This window comes from Pseudomonas sp. SWRI99, assembly GCF_014270125.1.
Taxonomy (GTDB): domain Bacteria; phylum Pseudomonadota; class Gammaproteobacteria; order Pseudomonadales; family Pseudomonadaceae; genus Aquipseudomonas; species Aquipseudomonas hamedanensis.
On the sequence record NZ_JABWQR010000026.1, the window covers coordinates 62,243 to 80,769 of the forward strand.

Sequence of the window (18,527 nt, forward strand, 5' to 3'; positions counted from 1 at the left end):
TTGATGGGCTGCCAAGGTTGTCGGCTGGACTTTGAAGTAGTAACGTTTCTACAAAGCATCATTGAGGGCGGATACACATGATGGCCATTACCACCATTTCCAGTCGCGAATTCAACCAAGACACAAGTAGTGCCAAAAAAGCCACGCGTCAGGGGCCGGTAATCATTACCGACCGTGGCAGGCCTGCCCACGTACTGCTAAGCATTGAGGAGTACCAGAAACTCACCGGCCAAAACGCAAGTATTGTCGACCTGTTAGTCATGCCTGAGGCGGCTGATATCGAGTTCGAAACCGAGCGTGCCGTTATCACTCATCGCCCTGTGGATCTGTCCTGATGTATTTGCTCGACACCAATGTAATATCAGAATTGCGTAAACCCCAAGCTGACAAAAATGTTGTCGCTTGGGCCAAAAGCGTCATCGCTCCTCGCATGTTCATTTCAGCCATCACCGTGAAGGAACTGGAAACCGGCGTGTTGCGCATCGAACGCCGGGATCCGGCGCAAGGCAAGGTGTTGCGCAGTTGGCTGAACCGCCACGTACTTCCAACATTCGATGCGAGAATCCTGCCGGTGGATGCGGCTGTCGCCATTCGCTGTGCCAGCTTGCACGTCCCGGATCGCGCCAGTGAGAGCGACTCGCTGATTGCCGCAACGGCCCTGGTTCACGGCCTTACCGTCGTCACCCGCAACGTCAGCGGCTTTCAAGCCAGCGGCGTCGCACTGCTCAACCCTTGGGAACCGTGAATTAGCCAGCCCACCAAAACCGTCCATACTCAACAAGTCAATTGATCTGCGTCAGGCTTTTGCGCAATCGCTACACCATCCGCACTTTTTACCCAACGCGACCAAAGGTCGCACCCTTGAGCCAGAGCTGCAGGCGTATCATTGCGCCACTGCAACAGCCTTTTTTGACCTTGGTTGGCACGTATCGACCGAGGCATTTTTCCACTGCCGTGGGATGCAATGATGAGCAATCAGATTCCGGTACACGACGTCACGCCGCCGAGTAAAAACCCGAGCAACAGCGTCGATCTTTACGCCTCACGAGAAAAAATCTACACCCGCGCCTTCACCGGCCTGTTCCGCAATCTGCGGATGCTCGGCGGGGCGGCGCTATTTCTGTTGTATTTCGGCACGGTGTGGCTGAACTGGGGCGGCCACCAAGCGGTGTGGTGGAACCTGCCGGAGCGTAAGTTTTTCATCTTCGGCGCTACGTTCTGGCCGCAGGATTTCATCTTGCTCTCGGGCCTGTTGATCATTGCCGCGTTCGGCCTGTTCTTCATCACCGTGTATGCCGGTCGCGTCTGGTGCGGCTACACCTGCCCGCAAAGCGTGTGGACGTGGATTTTCATGTGGTGCGAGAAAGTCACCGAGGGCGACCGCAACCAGCGCATCAAGCTCGACAAGGCGCCGATGAGCGCAAATAAATTCATGCGCAAACTGGCCAAGCACTCGCTGTGGCTGCTGATCGGTTTTGTCACAGGCATGACCTTCGTCGGTTACTTCTCGCCGATCCGCGAGCTGGTCATCGAGTTCTTCACCGGCCAGGCCGATGGCTGGTCGTATTTCTGGGTCGGTTTTTTCACCCTCGCCACGTACGGCAATGCCGGTTGGTTGCGTGAGCAGGTGTGCATCTACATGTGTCCTTACGCGCGCTTTCAGAGCGTGATGTTCGACAAGGACACGCTGATCGTTTCCTACGACCCGCGCCGTGGCGAAAGCCGTGGCCCGCGCAAGAAAGGCGTCGACTACAAGGCCCTTGGCCTGGGCGATTGCATTGACTGCACGATGTGCGTGCAGGTCTGCCCGACCGGCATCGACATACGCGACGGCCTGCAGATCGAGTGCATTGGCTGCGCGGCGTGCATCGATGCCTGCGACAGCATCATGGACAAGATGGACTACCCGCGCGGGCTGATCAGCTACACCACCGAACACAATCTGTCCGGGCAGAAAACCCATAAACTGCGGCCACGCCTGATCGGCTATGCGCTGGTGTTGCTGGCGATGATCAGTCTGCTGGTCGCCGCGTTCTTCATGCGCTCGCTGGTCGGTTTCGACGTCAGCAAAGACCGCGTGCTGTACCGCGAAAACGCCGAAGGCCGGATCGAAAACGTCTACAGCCTGAAGATCATGAACAAGGATCAGCACGATCATACCTATGTGCTGGAAGCTGAAGGCCTGCCGGACCTGCGCCTGCAAGGCAAGCGCGAGATCAAGGTTGCCGCCGGGGATATCGTCAGCATGCCGGTCGAGTTGTCGAGCGCACCGGAGCAACTGCCATCGAGCACCAATGAGGTGAAATTCATCCTCAAGGACGCCGATGACGATAGCGTCCACGTTGAAGCCAAGAGCCGATTCATCGGCCCACAAATCCGTTGAGAGAACTGCACATGCCCGCTGCAAACGCTGCAAGTCCCTGGTACAAGCACCTCTGGCCATGGATCATCATCGCGATTCTGGCCTGCTCGGTGACCCTGACCCTGTCCATGGTGACCATTGCGGTCAACAATCCGGACAATCTGGTCAACGACAACTATTACGAAGCAGGCAAAGGCATCAACCGTTCGCTGGACCGTGAGTTGCTGGCGCAGAACCTGAAGATGCGCGCCAACGTGCACCTGGACGGCGTCACCGGCGAAGTCGACCTGCGCCTGAGCGGTGACAGCCAGCCGCAAACCCTGGAGTTGAATCTGATATCGCCAACCCAGCCGGAGAAGGATCGCAAAATAGTCCTTACCCGCAGTGACAGTGAAACCGGGCGCTACATCGGCCAACTCGGGGACAAGGTCGAGGGACGTCGGTTTGTCGAGTTGCTCGGCAGTCAGGATGACCACGTGTGGCGTATGTTTGAAGAAGAACTTGTCAGCCATGACAAGGATCTGCTACTCGGCGATGAGCCATTGCAGGGTGCGGAAGACCTCAAGAAATAAGCCTGCCATTGTGGCGAGGGAGCTTGCTCCCGCCGGGGGCGCGAAGTGCCCCTGAAATTGGCTTCCTGGCGCATTCAGGCATAGTGAGTCTGCTGCTTTGCGACTGCTTCGCCGTCGAGCGGGAGCAAGCTCCCTCGCTACAATGGATTTCCATGGCAACAGAAATGACCACCCCACTTCCCTGCTACCACTGCGCCCTGCCCGTCCCGTCCGGCAGCCGCTTCACCGCCGTCGTACTCGGGCAGTCCCGCGAATTCTGCTGCCCGGGCTGTCAGGCCGTGGCCGAAGCCATCGTCGCCGGCGGTCTGGAAAGCTACTACCAGCATCGCAGCGAAGCCTCGGCCAACCCCGAAGCGCTGCCGGTGCAACTGAGCGATGAACTGGCGCTGTACGACCGCGCCGACGTGCAACAACCCTTCGTCCGCCACGAAGGCGATCTGGCCGAAACCACTCTGTTGATGGAAGGCATCAGTTGCGCTGCCTGTGGCTGGCTGATCGAGAAACACCTGCGCACGCTGCCGGCGGTCGCCGAGGCGCGACTGAACCTGTCCAACCATCGTCTGCACGTCAGCTGGGCCGACGCGCAATTGCCGCTGAGCCAGTTGCTCGCCGAACTGCGCCATATCGGCTACGCCGCCCATCCCTACCAAGCCGACCGCGCCAGCGAACAACTGGCCAGCGAGAATCGCCTGGCCCTGCGTCAGCTCGGCGTCGCCGGGTTGCTGTGGTTCCAGGCGATGATGGCGACGATGGCCACCTGGCCGGAATTCAACATTGACCTCAGTCCCGAACTGCACACGATCCTGCGCTGGGTCGCGCTGTTTCTGACCACGCCGATCGTGTTCTACAGCTGCGCACCGTTCTTCAAAGGCGCGATGCGCGATTTGCGCACCCGTCACCTGACCATGGATGTGTCCGTTTCCCTGGCGATCGGCAGCGCTTATATCGCTGGGATCTGGACGTCGATCACCGCTGTCGGCGAGCTGTACTTCGATGCGGTCGGCATGTTTGCGCTGTTTCTTTTGGCCGGGCGTTATCTGGAACGCCGCGCCCGCGAACGCACCGCCGCCGCCACCGCGCAATTGGTAAATCTGTTGCCGGCCTCGTGCCTGCGTCTTGATGCGAACGGCCAGAGCGAACGCATCCTGCTCAGCGAGCTGCGCCTGGGCGAGCGGATTCTGGTGCAGCCCGGCTCGATTCTGCCGGCTGACGGCAAAATCATCGACGGCCAGTCCAGCATCGACGAATCGCTGCTGACCGGCGAATACCTGCCGCAGCCACGAACCTTGGGCGATGCGGTGACTGCCGGCACGCTCAACGTCGAAGGCGCATTGACGGTCGAAGTGCAGGCGTTGGGACAAGACACGCGCCTGTCCGCAATTGTCCGCCTGCTCGACCGCGCCCAGGCGGAAAAACCACGTCTGGCAGAAATCGCCGACCGCGCCGCGCAATGGTTTCTGTTGCTGTCGCTGATCGCGGCGGCAGTGATCGGCCTGCTCTGGTGGCAACTCGATTCTTCGCGGGCATTCTGGATCGTCCTCGCCATGCTGGTCGCGACCTGCCCCTGCGCGCTGTCGCTGGCGACGCCAACCGCCCTCACCGCCGCCACCGGCACGCTGCACAAACTCGGCCTGCTGTTGACCCGCGGCCATGTGCTTGAAGGCCTCAATCAAATCGATACGGTGATTTTCGACAAGACCGGCACCCTGACCGAAGGCCGTCTGGTCCTGCGCTCGATTCGCCCGCTCGGTGGCCTTGACAGCGAACAATGTCTGAGCCTTGCCGCCGCCCTGGAAAACCGTTCGGAACACCCCATTGCCCGAGCGTTCGGCCGCGCCCCGCTGGCCGCTGAAGAAGTCCACAGCACGCCGGGGCTGGGTCTGGAAGGCGTGGTGGACGGCCAGCGTTTGCGCATCGGCCAGGCAGCATTTGCCTGCGCCCCGAGCGGCGCGCCGGTACCGTTGATGCCCGATGAAGCCGGGCAATGGTTGCTGCTCGCGGACACTGACGGCCCGCTGGCCTGGTTCGTCCTCGATGATCGCTTGCGCGACGACGCCCCCGCCCTGCTTGCGGCGTGCAAGGCACGTGGCTGGCGCACACTGCTGTTGTCCGGGGACAGCTCGCCGATGGTCGCCAGCGTCGCCGCCGAACTGGGTATTGATGAGGCCCGCGGCGGCTTGCGCCCGGATGACAAACTGCAAGTGCTGCAGCAACTGCACCAGCAGGGTCGCAAAGTGCTGATGCTCGGCGACGGCGTCAACGATGTGCCGGTGCTCGCCGCTGCGGACATCAGCGTGGCGATGGGTTCGGCCACCGATCTGGCGAAAACCAGCGCCGACGCGGTGCTGCTGTCCAACCGCCTCGACGCCTTGGTGCAAGCCTTCAGCCTGGCGCGACGTACCCGCCGGGTGATCATCGAGAACCTGTTGTGGGCTGCGCTGTACAATGGCCTCATGTTGCCGTTCGCCGCCCTCGGCTGGATCACTCCGGTTTGGGCCGCCGTCGGCATGTCGATCAGTTCGCTGACCGTGGTGCTCAACGCCCTGCGCCTGACTCGCGTGCCGGGCGCGCCAGCCGCGCACACCTCGTCAGAAACCCGCCCATTGCCGGCCTGAGCCGCACGGGCCTGGAGTACAGATGCCAGCTCTCTACGTGATGATCCCCGCGGCCCTGCTGATCGTAGCCATCGCCGTGTACATCTTCTTCTGGGCGGTGGACAGCGGCCAGTACGACGACCTCGACGGCCCCGCCCACAGCATCCTCTTCGATGATCAGGACCCGAACCACACCGCTGCGGTGGACGAAGCCAACGCCGGCAAACCGGACGACAAGGCGCCACCCCATGCTTGAACTGGCGCCGCTACTGGTCTCGGCGCTGATCCTCGGCCTGCTCGGCGGCGGACATTGCCTGGGCATGTGCGGTGGCTTGATGGGCGCCTTGACCCTGGCGATTCCCAAGGAACAGCGCAGCCGACGCTTTCGCTTGTTGCTGGCCTACAACCTGGGGCGGATTCTCAGTTATGCCACGGCAGGGTTGTTGATCGGGCTGGCCGGCTGGGCGCTGGCAAACAGCCCGGCGGCGTTGTTCATGCGGGTAATGGCCGGGTTGCTGCTGATCGCGATGGGCTTGTATCTCGCGGGTTGGTGGAGCGGCCTGACGCGCATCGAATCCCTCGGGCGGGGGTTGTGGCGCTATATCCAGCCCGTGGCGAATCGCTTGCTGCCGGTGTCGAGTGTGCCGCGTGCCCTGCTGCTCGGCGCGTTGTGGGGCTGGCTGCCGTGCGGGCTGGTTTACAGCACGTTGTTGTGGAGCGCGAGTCAGGGCAATGCGCTGGACAGTGCGTTGCTGATGCTCGCGTTTGGTCTCGGCACCTGGCCGGTGCTGCTGGCCACCGGGCTGGCGGCTGAACGGGTCACGGCGATCCTGCGCAAACGCAGCGTACGCATGGCTGGCGGGTTGCTGGTCATCCTTTTTGGCCTCTGGACGCTGCCTGGACCGCATCAGCATTGGTTGATGGGCCATTGATTATTCTGTGGCGAGGGAGCTTGCTCCCGCCGGGGTGCGCAGCGCCCCCGCTTTTGCCTCAGGCATCAGGCCTGCTGCGCAGTCCAGCGGGAGCAAGCTCCCTCGCCACATAAGCACTGACTATCCGCAGCCCTTGATGCAAATCAAGATGCCCCGCCGCGCCCTCCCCTAGACTCGCCACACTGCCAGCCTATCCGGGGGGAATGCCCGCATGCTCGACGCCATTCGTTGGGACACCGATTTGATCCGCCGCTATGACCTGGCGGGGCCGCGCTACACCTCGTATCCGACGGCCGTGCAATTTCACGGTCAGGTCGGCACCTTCGACCTGTTCCACGCCCTGCGCGACAGCCGCAAAGCCCTGCGGCCGTTGTCGCTTTATGTGCATGTACCGTTCTGCGCAAACATCTGCTACTACTGCGCCTGCAACAAAGTCATCACCAAGGATCGCGGCCGTGCACAGCCGTATCTGCAACGGCTCGAGCAGGAAATCCAGCTGGTCGCCTGCCACCTCGACCCCGCGCAGACAGTCGAGCAGCTGCATTTCGGCGGCGGTACCCCGACTTTTCTCAGCCACGACGAACTGCGCCAATTGATGGCGCACTTGCGCAAGCACTTCAATCTGCTGGAGGACGACTCTGGCGATTACGGCATCGAGATCGACCCGCGTGAAGCCGACTGGTCGACCATGGGCCTGTTGCGTGAACTGGGTTTCAACCGCGTCAGCATCGGCCTGCAGGACCTCGACCCGGCGGTGCAGCGTGCGGTCAATCGCCTGCAAAGCCTGGAAGAAACCCGCGCGGTGATCGACGCTGCGCGCACGTTGCAATTTCGCTCGATCAACATTGATTTGATCTACGGCTTGCCGAAGCAGACCCCGGACAACTTCGCCCGCACTGTCGACGAAGTCATCAGCCTGCAACCGGACCGGCTCTCGGTGTTCAACTATGCGCATCTGCCGGAACGCTTCATGCCGCAGCGGCGCATCAACAGCAGCGAGTTGCCGAGCCCGGCGCAAAAACTGGAGATGTTCCAGCGCACCATTGAACAGCTCACGACCGCCGGCTATCGCTACATCGGCATGGACCACTTCGCCCTGCCCGACGACGAACTGGCGATCGCCCAGGAAGAAGCCACCCTGCAACGCAACTTCCAGGGTTACACCACCCACGGTCATTGCGACCTGATTGGCCTGGGGGTTTCGGCGATCAGCCAGATCGGCGATCTGTACTGCCAGAACAGCAGCGATCTCAACGCCTATCAAAACACCCTCGCCAGCGCGCAACTGGCCACCAGTCGCGGCCTGGTGTGCAACGCCGACGATCGCCTGCGCCGCGCGGTGATCCAGCAACTGATCTGCACTTTCAGGCTGGAATTCGCCACCATCGAACAGCAATTCAACGTCGATTTTCAGGGCTATTTCGGCGCGCTATGGCCGCAACTGCAGAGTATGGCCGAGGATGGCCTGATCAGACTCGAACGCGAACGCATCGAGGTGTTGCCGGCCGGACGCCTGCTGGTGCGCTCGGTGTGCATGGTGTTCGATGCCTACCTTGAGCAGCAGAACCGCCAGCGCTTCTCGCGAGTAATCTAGGGCTTGGTCAGGAGCGAGCCGACCTTGAAGTTTTGATCCGGGGTCAACGCCGACTGATTCATCACCTTGGACAGGGCAAGGTTGGCGGTGATCAGGCCACTGCTCAAGGCTGCGATGGCACCGCGCAGCGCGGCGAGCTTGTTGGTTTTTTCTTCATTGGACAGGGTCTTGTCGGACATCACAGCCGCCATGCGGGCTTTTTTCTCGACAATCTCTTTTTGTATTTTGCGGATCATTTTCAGCAACTGCTGGATGTTCTCCGGCAAGCCACTGTTGTCGATATCGCTGTTTTCGCCGCCGACCGCGGCAGATTTTGCAATGGCAGCACCGGACAGCGACACTTTGACGCCCTCGACCAAGGTCGGGGTTGCCTGCGTTGAAGAGTCGGCGTCGCGGTCAACGGCAGAGTCATTATTCAGACCCTCCGGCAACGCCGCAACGCCATGATTACCGGGGTTCAGCGTGCCAATGGCGCTCATCGAATCCTTCCTTCCGTGCGTTCTGATACCGGTTTATCGGCCGCCAGGGCTGCGGCTTTATGCCTGTAGGACAACGTCGTTGCACGCTGGCCTGAATGTCCTCCCGTGAGTTACCCTTACGGCTTATGTGTGTTTTCCCACAAGGATTTAAGAAATGTCCGAGCCAGTTAAACTGCGCGCTCACAACCAGGCCCATTGCAAGGATTGCAGCCTGGCCCCTCTCTGCCTGCCACTTTCTTTGAATCTGGAAGACATGGATGCGCTGGACGAAATCGTTAAACGCGGCCGCCCGTTGAAAAAGGGCGAGTTCCTGTTCCGTCAGGGCGACACGTTCGATTCCGTTTATGCAGTACGCTCCGGCGCCCTGAAGACCTTCAGCCTCAGCGACGGCGGCGAGGAGCAACTGACGGGTTTCCACTTGCCGAGCGAACTGGTCGGACTGTCCGGTATGGACACAGAGAAACACCCGGTGTCGGCTCAAGCGCTGGAGACGACCTCGGTCTGCGAAATCCCCTTCGAACGTCTTGATGAACTGGCCTTGCAACTGCCGCAACTGCGCCGTCAGTTGATGCGCGTGATGAGCCGTGAGATCCGCGACGACCAGCAAATGATGTTGCTGCTGTCGAAGAAAACCGCCGACGAGCGCATCGCCACCTTCCTCGTCAACCTGTCGGCGCGTTTCCGTGCCCGCGGCTTCTCGGCCAATCAGTTCCGCCTGAGCATGTCGCGCAATGAAATCGGCAACTACCTGGGCCTGGCGGTGGAAACCGTGTCGCGGGTGTTCACGCGCTTCCAGCAGAACGAGCTGATCGCCGCCGAGGGCAAAGAGATCCACATCCTCGACCCGATTCAGCTGTGCGCCCTGGCCGGTGGCTCGATCGACGGCTGATCACGACCCGCGGTTGAGCGAATCGTTTCAGCCGCGGGTATACTGCGCCGTTTGCAGCCCTGCCAGGACACCCCGATGGTCTTCGACTCCTTCGACATCAAATCCCTGATCCGCCCCGTGATCGACTTCCCGAAACCGGGCGTGATCTTTCGCGACATCACCCCGCTGTTCCAGTCGCCAACGGCCCTGCGCCTGGTGATGGACAGCTTCGCCCACCGCTATGTCGAAGCCGATTTCACCCACATCGGTGCGATGGATGCCCGTGGCTTCCTGATCGGTTCGGTACTGGCTTACCAACTGAACAAGCCGCTGGTGCTGTTTCGCAAACAGGGCAAACTGCCGGCCGACGTGCTGGCCGAAGGTTACGCGACCGAATACGGCGAAGCGTTTCTGGAAGTCCACGCCGACAGCCTGTGCGAAGGCGATTCGGTGGTGATGTTCGATGATTTGATCGCCACCGGCGGCACGCTGATCGCAGCGGCCAATCTGATTCGCCGCATGGGTGCGCGCGTGCATGAAGCGGCGGCGATTATCGACTTGCCAGAGTTGCAAGGTTCGCAGCGTCTTGAGGATATGGGCATTCCTACCTTCTGCCTGACGCAGTTCGCGTTGACCGATAAATAAGCCTCACATTGATCATTCCCACGCTCTGCGTGGGAATGCAGCCCGGGACGCTCCGCGTCCCTATCGCAAGCTGGAACGCAGAGCGTCCCTTGAGGCATTCCCACGCAGAGCGTGGGAACGATCATGGAGGGAGGTCAAAGCCCCATCTGCCTGCTGATGATTTCGTTCATCACCTCACGCGTCCCGCCGCCAATCGACAGGATGCGGTTATCCCGATACAGCCGCTCCACCAGGCTTTCGCGCATGTAACCCAGCCCGCCAAGAATCTGCACCGCCTCCGTGGTGATGCGGTCCGAGGTGTCGGTGGCGAAATTCTTCGCCATGGAAATCTCCTTGATCACACTCTGCCCCGCCGCCATCTTCGCCGCTTGCCGATAAGTGAACTCCCGCGACACTTCCAGCGCCGTGGCCATCTCGGCGAGACGATGCTTGATCACCTGAAATTTGCCGATCGGCTTGCCAAACGCCTCGCGCTCGCGCGCCCATTTCAGGCTCTGTTCCAGCGCCAGTTGCGAAGTCATGTTTGCCATCAGCGCCAGCGCCAGGCGTTCGCTCTGGAAATTGCCCATGATGCAAGCGAAGCCCATGTTCTCGGCGCCGATCAGATTGTCTACAGGCACGCGGCAGTCATCAAAGAATAATTCAGCGGTGTCCGACGCCCACCAGCCCATTTTCTTCAACTGCCGGCCGACGGTGAAACCTGGCGTGCCCTTCTCGATCAGCAACAGGCTGATGCCGCCGAACCCCGGCGCGCCGGTACGCACCGCAACGGTGTAGAAATCGGCGCGCACGCCACTGGTAATAAAGGTTTTGCTGCCGCTGACCCGGTAGAAATCGCCGTCACGCACGGCGCGGGTTTGCAGGTTGGCGACGTCGGAGCCGCCACCCGGTTCGGTGACTGCCAGGGCGCTGATTTTTTCACCGCTGAGCACTGGCGGCACGACCCGCTCGCGAACCTCGGGCCGCGCCCATTTGACGATCGGCGGCAGGCCGATGTCCAGCGACCCCAGACCGGCCACCAGGCCACCGGAGCCGCAGCGCATCAACTCCTCACTGGCGGCAATCTTGGCGAACAGATCGCCTTCATGGCTGCCGCCCAGGGCTTCGGCATAGCCGATGCCGAGAATGCCCGCAGCGCCGGCCTTCAGATACAGTTCGCGGGGAAAACTTTCGGCTTCTTCCCACTGATCAATGTCCGGCAGGATCTCGCGCTCGACGAAACGTCTGACGCTGTCGCGGACCAATTGGTGGCTGGGGTCGAAGTATTCCTGAAAGGCAGGCATGGGCGAGCTCCACGGAAGGGTTCGCCGACGTTAACCGAGCGCTTGCTTGGTTTTCAATGAAATTGTTTTGCGGGTCTCGGGGACCGAGTCGCGGCTATCGCGAGCAGGCTCACTCCTACAGGGGAACGCATTTCAATTGTAGGAATGAGCCTGCTCGCGATAGGGCCAGAACAGGCGATAGAGATTTACAAGGAAATAGGCTTGCGCCCGGCAAACGAATGCGCCAGCGTCCCGCCGTCGACCAGCTCCAGCTCTCCGCCCAACGGCACGCCATGGGCAATGCGCGAAGCGATCAAGCCTTTGTTGCTGAGCAACTGCGCGATGTAGTGCGCTGTCGCCTCGCCTTCCACGGTCGGGTTGGTCGCGAGGATGACCTCGGTAAACGTCCCTGCCTCTTCAATCCGCGCCATCAGTTGCGGAATGCCGATTGCTTCGGGCCCCAATCCATCAAGCGGCGACAAATGCCCCTTGAGCACAAAATAACGGCCACGGAACCCGGTCTGCTCGACCGCGTAAACATCCATCGGCCCTTCGACCACGCACAGCAGCGTGTCGTCGCGCCGGCTGTCGGCGCATTGCGGGCAGAGATCGTCTTCAGTCAGCGTGCGGCACTGGCGGCAGTGGCCGACCCCTTCCATCGCCTGGCTCAGGGCCTGGGCCAGGCGCGTGCCGCCGCTGCGGTCGCGTTCGAGCAACTGCAACGCCATGCGCTGAGCGGTTTTCTGACCCACGCCCGGCAAGGTGCGCAGGGCGTCGATCAGTTGGCGAATCAAAGGGCTGAAGCTCATGGGTAAACAGTCCGACTAAACAACGAGACGCGGTTTATACCCGCGCCTCCGGCCAGCGTCAAATCCTCAGTTCTGGGCGACCCGGACCACCAGTTTGCCGAAGTTGCGTCCCTCCAGCAGACCGATAAACGCTTCAGGCGCCTGCTCCAGGCCTTCGACCACGTCCTCGCGGAATTTGACCTTGCCATCGCGCACCCACGGCACCATGTGGCTGATGAATTCCGGCTGGCGATCGCCGTAGTCATCGAACACGATAAAGCCCTGGATGCGTACCCGCTTGGTCAGCAGCGTGCGTTGCAGCAACGGCAGGCGATCCGGGCCTTTGGGAGTTTCCGAGGCGTTGTAACCGGCAATCAGACCACACAGCGGAACGCGCGCCTTGGGATTGAGCAGCGGCACGACAGCGTCGAAGACATGACCACCGACGTTTTCGAAATAGATGTCGATGCCCTCGGGGCAAGCCTTGGCCAGTTGTTCGGCAAAGTCTGCTGCCTTGTGATCGATGCACGCGTCGAAACCCAGCTCTTCAACCACGTATCTGCATTTCTCGGCACCGCCGGCCACACCGACGACGCGCAAACCCTTGATCTTCGCCACCTGACCGACCACCGAGCCGACAGCACCGGACGCTGCGGCCACCACCAGCGTTTCGCCTTCTTTTGGCTGGCCGATGTCCATCAGGCCCATATAGGCGGTCATGCCCGGCATACCCAGGACGCCGAGGGCCATCGACGGGCTCGGCAGGCCGGCCGGGATCGGCATGATGTTGCGTCCGTCGCTGATGCTGTGGCTTTGCCAGCCGGTCGCGCCAACCACCAGGTCACCGGCATGGAATTTCGGATGATTGGAGCGTTCCACCCGGCTGACCGCTCCACCGGTCATGACTTCGCCGATTTGCACCGGAGCCGCGTAGGACGGTGCGTCGCTCATACGCCCGCGCATGTACGGATCGAGCGACAGGTACAGGGTTTTCAGCAGCACCTGACCGTCCTGCAGGTCCGGCAAAGCTTCGCGCTCCAGGCGAAAGTTTTCCGGCGTCGGCGCGCCGGTCGGGCGCGAGGCGAGGACGAAGCGTTGGTTGAGGGTGAGAGGGTCGGACATGTCAGCGTCTCCTGTGAAGGGTTAATTCAGCGGGTATAGGGAGCAGACCGTTGTGGCTTTTGCGCGTTCGATGTTTCTACTCTGCACCTGTGGCGAGGGAGCTTGCTCCCGCTCGGCTGCGCAGCAGTCGCAAAACCTTTCAGCGCGATATTCCTGAAAGTATGCAGGGGAGCGCTTCGCACTCCAGCGGGAGCAAGCTCCCTCGCCACAGACATCACAAGGCGCACATTCAGGATGCGTCAGAAACAAAAATGCCAGGCGCAAGGCCTGGCATTTTGTGTAGCTCATCTGTCGCCGGATGGCGAATCAGAACGGCAGTTTCATCCCCGCTGGCAGGTTCATGCCGGCGGTCATGCTGCCCATTTTTTCCTGGCTATTGGCTTCGATCTTGCGCACGGCGTCATTGACAGCGGCAGCGACCACAGCTTCGAGCATCTCTTTGTCGTCTTCGCTCAGGCCTTCGACCAGGCTTGGGTCGATGCTGACGCTTTTGACGTCGTGACGCCCGGTCATCACCACGGTGACCATATCGCCGCCGGCCTTGCCGGTGACTTCGGCATTGGCCAGTTCTTCCTGCATCTTGGCCATTTTTTCCTGCATCTGCTGCGCCTGCTTCATCAGGCCGGCCATGCCACCCTTCATCATGGGAATCACCTCAAAAAGTACTTGGATCAAAACAGCGCCCGGCCAGCGAAGCCGAACGCCTTCAGTTATTAGCCCTGAGTCACCAGGGCGTCGACAGGTTCAATAGTATCGTGTCGTACCACTGCACCGAACTGCTGGACCATCTGCTGGATGAACGGATCACCGTGGATCGATTCTTCCGCCTCGCGCTGTCGGTTGGCGCGCCGGCGGGACGCGGCCTGGGCGGGGGTTTCCTGCTCGGGCTTGATCAGCTCGATGGTCAGGGTCAGCGTGCGCCCGTGGAACTGGTTCAATGCATCATTCAGCCGGCGCTGTTGCGTGGCGTTGAATAACGCGCTGTGAGCCGGATCGAGGTGCATCAGCCAATGATCGCCATCGACCGCGATCAAGGTGCAGTTGGCGGCGATGCTGCCGGTCATGCCGGAAATCGGCAGTTTCGGAAACATTTCCAGCCATTGCAGGGCCAGACCGGTGGCCGGCGCGGCGGCCGGTTCCGGCTCGGGCGCAGGTGTCGGCTCGGCGGCGTGTTCGCTGGCCAGTTCGTCGAGATAGCTGTAGGCCGAATCCATGTCCGGCTCGATGTAGTCTTCGTCCAGCGGCGGTTCGTCGTCCATGTCCATGCCCGGTGTGGCGGCATCGACGTCGGCGACAGACGGCTCGGGAATCGGCGCGGCAGCCCACTCCGGCGCATCCGGGACGACGCTGTCCGGGGTCGGCAGCGGCATCGGCGGCAACTCGGGTTGCTCGGCGGCGGTTTCCAGCACCGGTTCGACGGCCGGTTGCTGCACCGGCGCCGGCTCAGGCTCGGCTTCTACCGGGTCGTTCCACGGCAGATCGACGGCAGCTTCGACAGCAACCGGCTCGGGCTCAGGTTCCGGTACAGGTTCAGCAACCGGCGCAACCGCTACTGACTGAGGCGTCGGCGCGGTTATCGGTGCAGCCGGCGTCACGGGCGCAGGTGCCGGCGCAACCGCCGCAGCGACGACCGGGGCAGGCTTGGGCGCGGCAGCCACTGCGTTCGCGGAATCAACTGTGGCCTGGCTGATCCCCACTGGCTTTAGCGGTTGCCTCGGGGCGTCCGCGGTATCTGCCGGCCGGAACGCCAGCATCCGCAGCAAGACCATCTCGAAGCCACCGCGCGGGTCCGGCGCCAGCGGCAAATCGCGGCGACCGATCAGGCCCATCTGGTAATAAAACTGCACGTCTTCGGCGGGCAACGCCTGGGCCAGCGCCAACACGCGATCGCGGTCGCCATGGCCATTGTCGACACCTTCCGGCAAGGCCTGGGCAATCGCCACGCGGTGCAGTACGTTGAGAATTTCCGAGAGCACGCCATTCCAGTCCGGCCCCTGCTCGGCCAGATGCCGCACCGCTTCGAGCAGTGCCTTGGCATCACCTTCGATCAGCGAATGCAGAACGTCAAAGACCTGGCCGTGATCCAGCGTGCCGAGCATCGCCCGCACATCGGCGGCCAGCACTTTGCCCTCACCGAAGGCGATCGCCTGATCGGTCAGGCTCATGGCGTCACGCATCGAGCCATCGGCGGCGCGACCGAGCAGCCACAGGGCATCGTCTTCGAACGGCACGTTCTCGGCGCTAAGCACGTGGGTCAAATGCTCAACCACACGCTCCGGCGTCATGTTCTTCAGCGAGAATTGCAGGCAACGCGAAAGAATCGTTGCCGGAAGTTTCTGCGGATCGGTAGTCGCCAGGATGAACTTGACGTAGGGCGGTGGCTCTTCGAGGGTTTTCAACAGCGCATTGAACGAATGGCTGGACAGCATGTGCACTTCGTCGATCAGGTAGACCTTGAAGCGCCCACGGCTTGGCGCGTACTGCACGTTGTCGAGCAGTTCGCGGGTGTCTTCGACCTTGGTGCGGCTCGCGGCGTCGATCTCGATCAGGTCGACGAAACGGCCCTCGTCGATCTCGCGGCACACCGAACATTCGCCACAGGGGCTGGAAGTGATACCTGTCTCACAGTTCAGGCATTTGGCAATGATCCGCGCAATCGTGGTCTTACCCACCCCGCGCGTACCGGTAAACAGGTACGCGTGGTGCAGCCGCTGGCTGTCCAAGGCATTGATCAGAGCCTTGAGCACATGGGTCTGGCCGACCATTTCGCGGAACGAGCGCGGACGCCATTTACGTGCAAGAACCTGATAACTCATCGAAAACCGTCGCAACGAAGGAAGCTGAAGCGGCTAATGCTAGCGGAGCAAGGGCAAAATTGCATCCGGTGTCCTCGTCTAATGTGGCTAAGCTGCATGGACAAAGGCTTTTATCGGCTCGGGACGGGCAATGACCAGAGCGTTAATGCGGTGGGCCATGGGGGCATTGCTGGGTATCAGCCTGAGCGCGACGGCAGCACCAGCCCCCTTGCGCTTCGCCATGCCCGACAGCTGGGCCATGCCGATGGTGCAGTTCGAAGGCGGCCGGCCGACCCAGGGCATCCTCCACGACATCATGCTCAGCCTGGCGACGCAGGTCGGCGTACCGGCGCAATTCATCGTACTGCCGCGCGCTCGAATACAGAGCGCTATGGAACACGGCGAAATCGACGTGCGCTGCTATGCCGCGCAATCGTGGCTGCCAAACCAGTCCGGCGACTACCTCTGGAGCGTGCCGCTGTTTTTCCAGCGCGATCTGTTGATCAGTCGCAAGAACCCACCTGCAACCACTGATCCCGCCACCCTGCCCCGCCAGGCCATCGGCACCGTCCTCGGTTACAGCTACCCCACCCTGCAACCGCTGTTTGACGCTGACCAACTGCAACGCGAAGACGCGCGCAATCAGGAGCAGGTGCTGGAAAAACTCCTGGCCGGGCGTTATCGCTATGCGGTGAGCAATCAGTGGACGCTCGACTGGGTCAACCAGCGCCTGATGCCGGAGCAGCAACTGCAAGGCGTCGCGGTGCTGCAGGAGCAAGAAGTCGGTTGCTATGTGAGGAACGATTCGCGGGTGCCGGTACAGCGGATCCTGCGCACGTTGTTGCGGATGAGGATGTCCGGGGAAATTGATCAGATTATCCGGCTCTACACCGGCAATTCTGAAAACACCCCATAACCCCTGTAGGAGTGAGCCTGCTCGCGATGGCGGTCTATCTGCCATTGATAAGTGACTGATACTCCGCTATCGCGAGCAGGCTCACTCCTACAGAGGGGATTTGTGTCAATCCGACAAATCACAGACACAAAAAAACCGCAGTGGGCGAAACCCATGCAGTTCTGATTGAAGCATTCAGTTGTTCGTTAAGGTGGTGCCCCCACCAGCCACACCCCGGCACACAATGTTCCCGCTGTGGCTGCTTCCTTCCGGATCTGACCAGGTTCACGGGTAATCGTTGCGGGGGGACCGATGGGGTCACCATAACGACGCTTGCCTGTCGGCGAGCCGCGCCATTGTACCTATCTGAGGTGAAGTTACAACCGTTGGTTGCAGATAAAAAACCTGAACGGCTTCAAGGACATAAACATCGCGGCTACAGCGCCAGCACCTCGTCGGCCTTGCCGCCGGCCTGCTGGATCACCAGATGGATAAAGTGCAGCTTGGCAATCGCCGGCGCCGGCAGGACGAACGGGTAGAAATCCGGCTGGCCCATGCTGCGCGACAACTCGTTGAGCATACCGGCCAGTTCGATCCAGGCGTTGACGAATGACAGGAACGCTTCACCGCCAGGATGCTGCGGGTCGTACAGGGTGCTGGTCGGAAACGGCTGGTAGTCGAAGTCCATTTCCCGCGCACTCATGCCGAAGCCCAGCGCGGTGTCCACCGCGTCCATCATGTGCAGGTAATGCGCCCAGGTTTCCGCCCAGTCTTCCCACGGGTGCATGGTCGCGTAGGCGCTGACGTACTGCTGCGGCCAGTCCAGTGGCGCGCCCTGCTGGTAATGCCGGTCCAGCGCGTCGGCGTAACTGGCACGTTCGTCGCCGAACAGGTGGCGGAACGCATCGAGCCACGGGCCGTTGGCGATCAGTCGATCCCAATAATAGTGGCCGACTTCATGGCGAAAATGCCCAAGCAGTGTGCGATAGGGCTCGTGCATCTGCGCCCTCACCCGCTCTCGGTGGGCGTCGTCGGCTTCCTTGATGTCGAGGGTGATCAGGCCGTCGGCGTGGCCGGTCATGGGCGCGTTGCCTTCGAGGTCGACGCCGATGAAATCAAAGGCCAGCCCGGTCTCGTCGTCCACGGTTTTCGCAATGACCGGCAGGCCGAGGGTGATCAATTGCGCGACCAGACGACGTTTGGCGATCTCGACCTTGCGCCAGCGCTCGTGGTTTTCCGGGACCGACAGGTCTGGGATGGTGCGATTGAGGCTGCAGGCGACACACAGGCTGTCGTGGTCGTTGGCCGGCAGCAGCCAGTTGCACGCGGCGGGCGTGTCGAGATTGGCGCAGCGGCGGAACAGACCGGCAGCGGGATCGACGTCGAGCGTCCAGGTGCCTTCCTGTGGTCCTGGCTGCAATGAGGTCAGGCGACTTTCTTCCGGCTGGTAGCCGAGTAACGCGTTGCAGGCCAGGCACTGGCTGTTGCGAAAGAACAGCGACTGCCCGCAACGGCACGGCCAGACTTTGCTGTTACGTGAAGATCCGCCCGCAAACGGCGCGATGATGCGGGAACTGAGCTGCTCGAAAAAGCGGTGCATGGCGATCTCTCCCTGGGAC

18 protein-coding genes and 1 other RNA gene are annotated in these 18,527 nt (G+C 61.5%); 11 read left to right on the top strand and 8 right to left on the bottom strand.

All coding sequences use genetic code 11. The annotated features are described in order from the left end of the window. Positions 1-80 precede the first annotated feature (80 nt). The 8 genes from HU743_RS20380 to hemN all read left to right on the top strand — a co-directional run bounded on the left by HU743_RS20380 (position 81) and on the right by hemN (position 8,054). Complete coding sequence (locus HU743_RS20380) at positions 81-335, top strand: type II toxin-antitoxin system Phd/YefM family antitoxin (protein WP_186650894.1); 255 nt, start codon at positions 81-83, stop codon at positions 333-335. Beyond that, positions 335-745, top strand: a complete 411-nt coding sequence (locus HU743_RS20385; RefSeq protein WP_186650856.1) for a type II toxin-antitoxin system VapC family toxin — start codon at positions 335-337, stop codon at positions 743-745. The genes HU743_RS20380 and HU743_RS20385 overlap by 1 nt, the downstream gene beginning before the upstream one ends. Before the next feature lie 222 nt (positions 746-967). Beyond that, entirely contained in the window at positions 968-2,383 is a 1,416-nt protein-coding gene (gene ccoG, locus HU743_RS20390) for a cytochrome c oxidase accessory protein CcoG (RefSeq protein WP_186623105.1), read from the top strand. 11 nt (positions 2,384-2,394) lie between these two features. After that, complete coding sequence (locus HU743_RS20395; RefSeq protein WP_186550960.1) at positions 2,395-2,934, top strand: FixH family protein; 540 nt, start codon at positions 2,395-2,397, stop codon at positions 2,932-2,934. A gap of 164 nt (positions 2,935-3,098) precedes the next feature. Next, positions 3,099-5,549 carry a heavy metal translocating P-type ATPase gene (locus HU743_RS20400; protein ID WP_186650858.1) on the top strand — a complete coding sequence of 817 codons (2,451 nt, stop codon included), beginning with the start codon at positions 3,099-3,101 and terminating at the stop codon, positions 5,547-5,549. A gap of 22 nt (positions 5,550-5,571) precedes the next feature. Beyond that, positions 5,572-5,784 carry a cbb3-type cytochrome oxidase assembly protein CcoS gene (ccoS, locus tag HU743_RS20405; RefSeq protein WP_039763029.1) on the top strand — a complete coding sequence of 71 codons (213 nt, stop codon included), beginning with the start codon at positions 5,572-5,574 and terminating at the stop codon, positions 5,782-5,784. Further along, the gene (locus HU743_RS20410; protein WP_186650860.1) at positions 5,777-6,460 is read left to right on the top strand and encodes a sulfite exporter TauE/SafE family protein; all 684 of its coding nucleotides are present in this window, start codon (positions 5,777-5,779) and stop codon (positions 6,458-6,460) included. Before ccoS ends, HU743_RS20410 begins: the two co-directional genes overlap by 8 nt. 211 nt (positions 6,461-6,671) lie before the next feature. After that, positions 6,672-8,054 carry an oxygen-independent coproporphyrinogen III oxidase gene (hemN, locus tag HU743_RS20415; protein WP_186638153.1) on the top strand — a complete coding sequence of 461 codons (1,383 nt, stop codon included), beginning with the start codon at positions 6,672-6,674 and terminating at the stop codon, positions 8,052-8,054. Here the strand turns inward: hemN and HU743_RS20420 are convergent. Further along, entirely contained in the window at positions 8,051-8,533 is a 483-nt protein-coding gene (locus HU743_RS20420) for a hypothetical protein (RefSeq protein ID WP_186550956.1), read from the bottom strand. The two genes, hemN and HU743_RS20420, sit on opposite strands and share 4 nt — an antisense overlap. Positions 8,534-8,687: 154 nt before the next feature. On the opposite strand from HU743_RS20420, the gene fnr reads away from it, so the two are divergent. Both fnr and HU743_RS20430 read left to right on the top strand, forming a co-directional pair. After that, positions 8,688-9,422, top strand: a complete 735-nt coding sequence (gene fnr, locus HU743_RS20425) for a fumarate/nitrate reduction transcriptional regulator Fnr (protein ID WP_186550955.1) — start codon at positions 8,688-8,690, stop codon at positions 9,420-9,422. A gap of 75 nt (positions 9,423-9,497) precedes the next feature. After that, positions 9,498-10,046, top strand: a complete 549-nt coding sequence (locus tag HU743_RS20430; RefSeq protein WP_007918333.1) for an adenine phosphoribosyltransferase — start codon at positions 9,498-9,500, stop codon at positions 10,044-10,046. Between the two features lie 134 nt (positions 10,047-10,180). Here HU743_RS20430 and HU743_RS20435 read toward each other — a convergent pair whose 3' ends face one another. The 5 genes from HU743_RS20435 to dnaX form a co-directional block, all read right to left on the bottom strand. After that, on the bottom strand, positions 10,181-11,329 hold the full coding sequence (locus HU743_RS20435) for an acyl-CoA dehydrogenase family protein (RefSeq protein WP_186650862.1): 1,149 nt from the start codon (positions 11,327-11,329) through the stop codon (positions 10,181-10,183). Positions 11,330-11,514: 185 nt separating this feature from the next. Then, a complete protein-coding gene (recR, locus tag HU743_RS20440) occupies positions 11,515-12,117 on the bottom strand; it encodes a recombination mediator RecR (RefSeq protein WP_186623097.1) in 603 nt (200 codons plus the stop codon). Between the two features lie 66 nt (positions 12,118-12,183). Further along, entirely contained in the window at positions 12,184-13,218 is a 1,035-nt protein-coding gene (locus HU743_RS20445) for an NADP-dependent oxidoreductase (RefSeq protein ID WP_186550952.1), read from the bottom strand. Between the two features lie 306 nt (positions 13,219-13,524). Then, positions 13,525-13,863, bottom strand: a complete 339-nt coding sequence (locus HU743_RS20450) for a YbaB/EbfC family nucleoid-associated protein (protein WP_003223337.1) — start codon at positions 13,861-13,863, stop codon at positions 13,525-13,527. 68 nt (positions 13,864-13,931) lie between these two features. Further along, complete coding sequence (gene dnaX, locus HU743_RS20455) at positions 13,932-16,034, bottom strand: DNA polymerase III subunit gamma/tau (RefSeq protein ID WP_186650864.1); 2,103 nt, start codon at positions 16,032-16,034, stop codon at positions 13,932-13,934. A 145-nt stretch (positions 16,035-16,179) separates the two neighbouring features. Between dnaX and HU743_RS20460 the strand changes: the two genes are divergently transcribed. Then, a complete protein-coding gene (locus HU743_RS20460; protein ID WP_186650896.1) occupies positions 16,180-16,929 on the top strand; it encodes a transporter substrate-binding domain-containing protein in 750 nt (249 codons plus the stop codon). 197 nt (positions 16,930-17,126) lie between these two features. On the opposite strand, the gene ffs is transcribed toward HU743_RS20460, so the two are convergent. Then, positions 17,127-17,223: signal recognition particle sRNA small type (ffs, locus tag HU743_RS20465), an RNA gene on the bottom strand. A 121-nt stretch (positions 17,224-17,344) separates the two neighbouring features. Beyond that, positions 17,345-18,508, bottom strand: a complete 1,164-nt coding sequence (locus HU743_RS20470) for a putative zinc-binding metallopeptidase (protein ID WP_186650866.1) — start codon at positions 18,506-18,508, stop codon at positions 17,345-17,347. Positions 18,509-18,527: the final 19 nt, after the last annotated feature.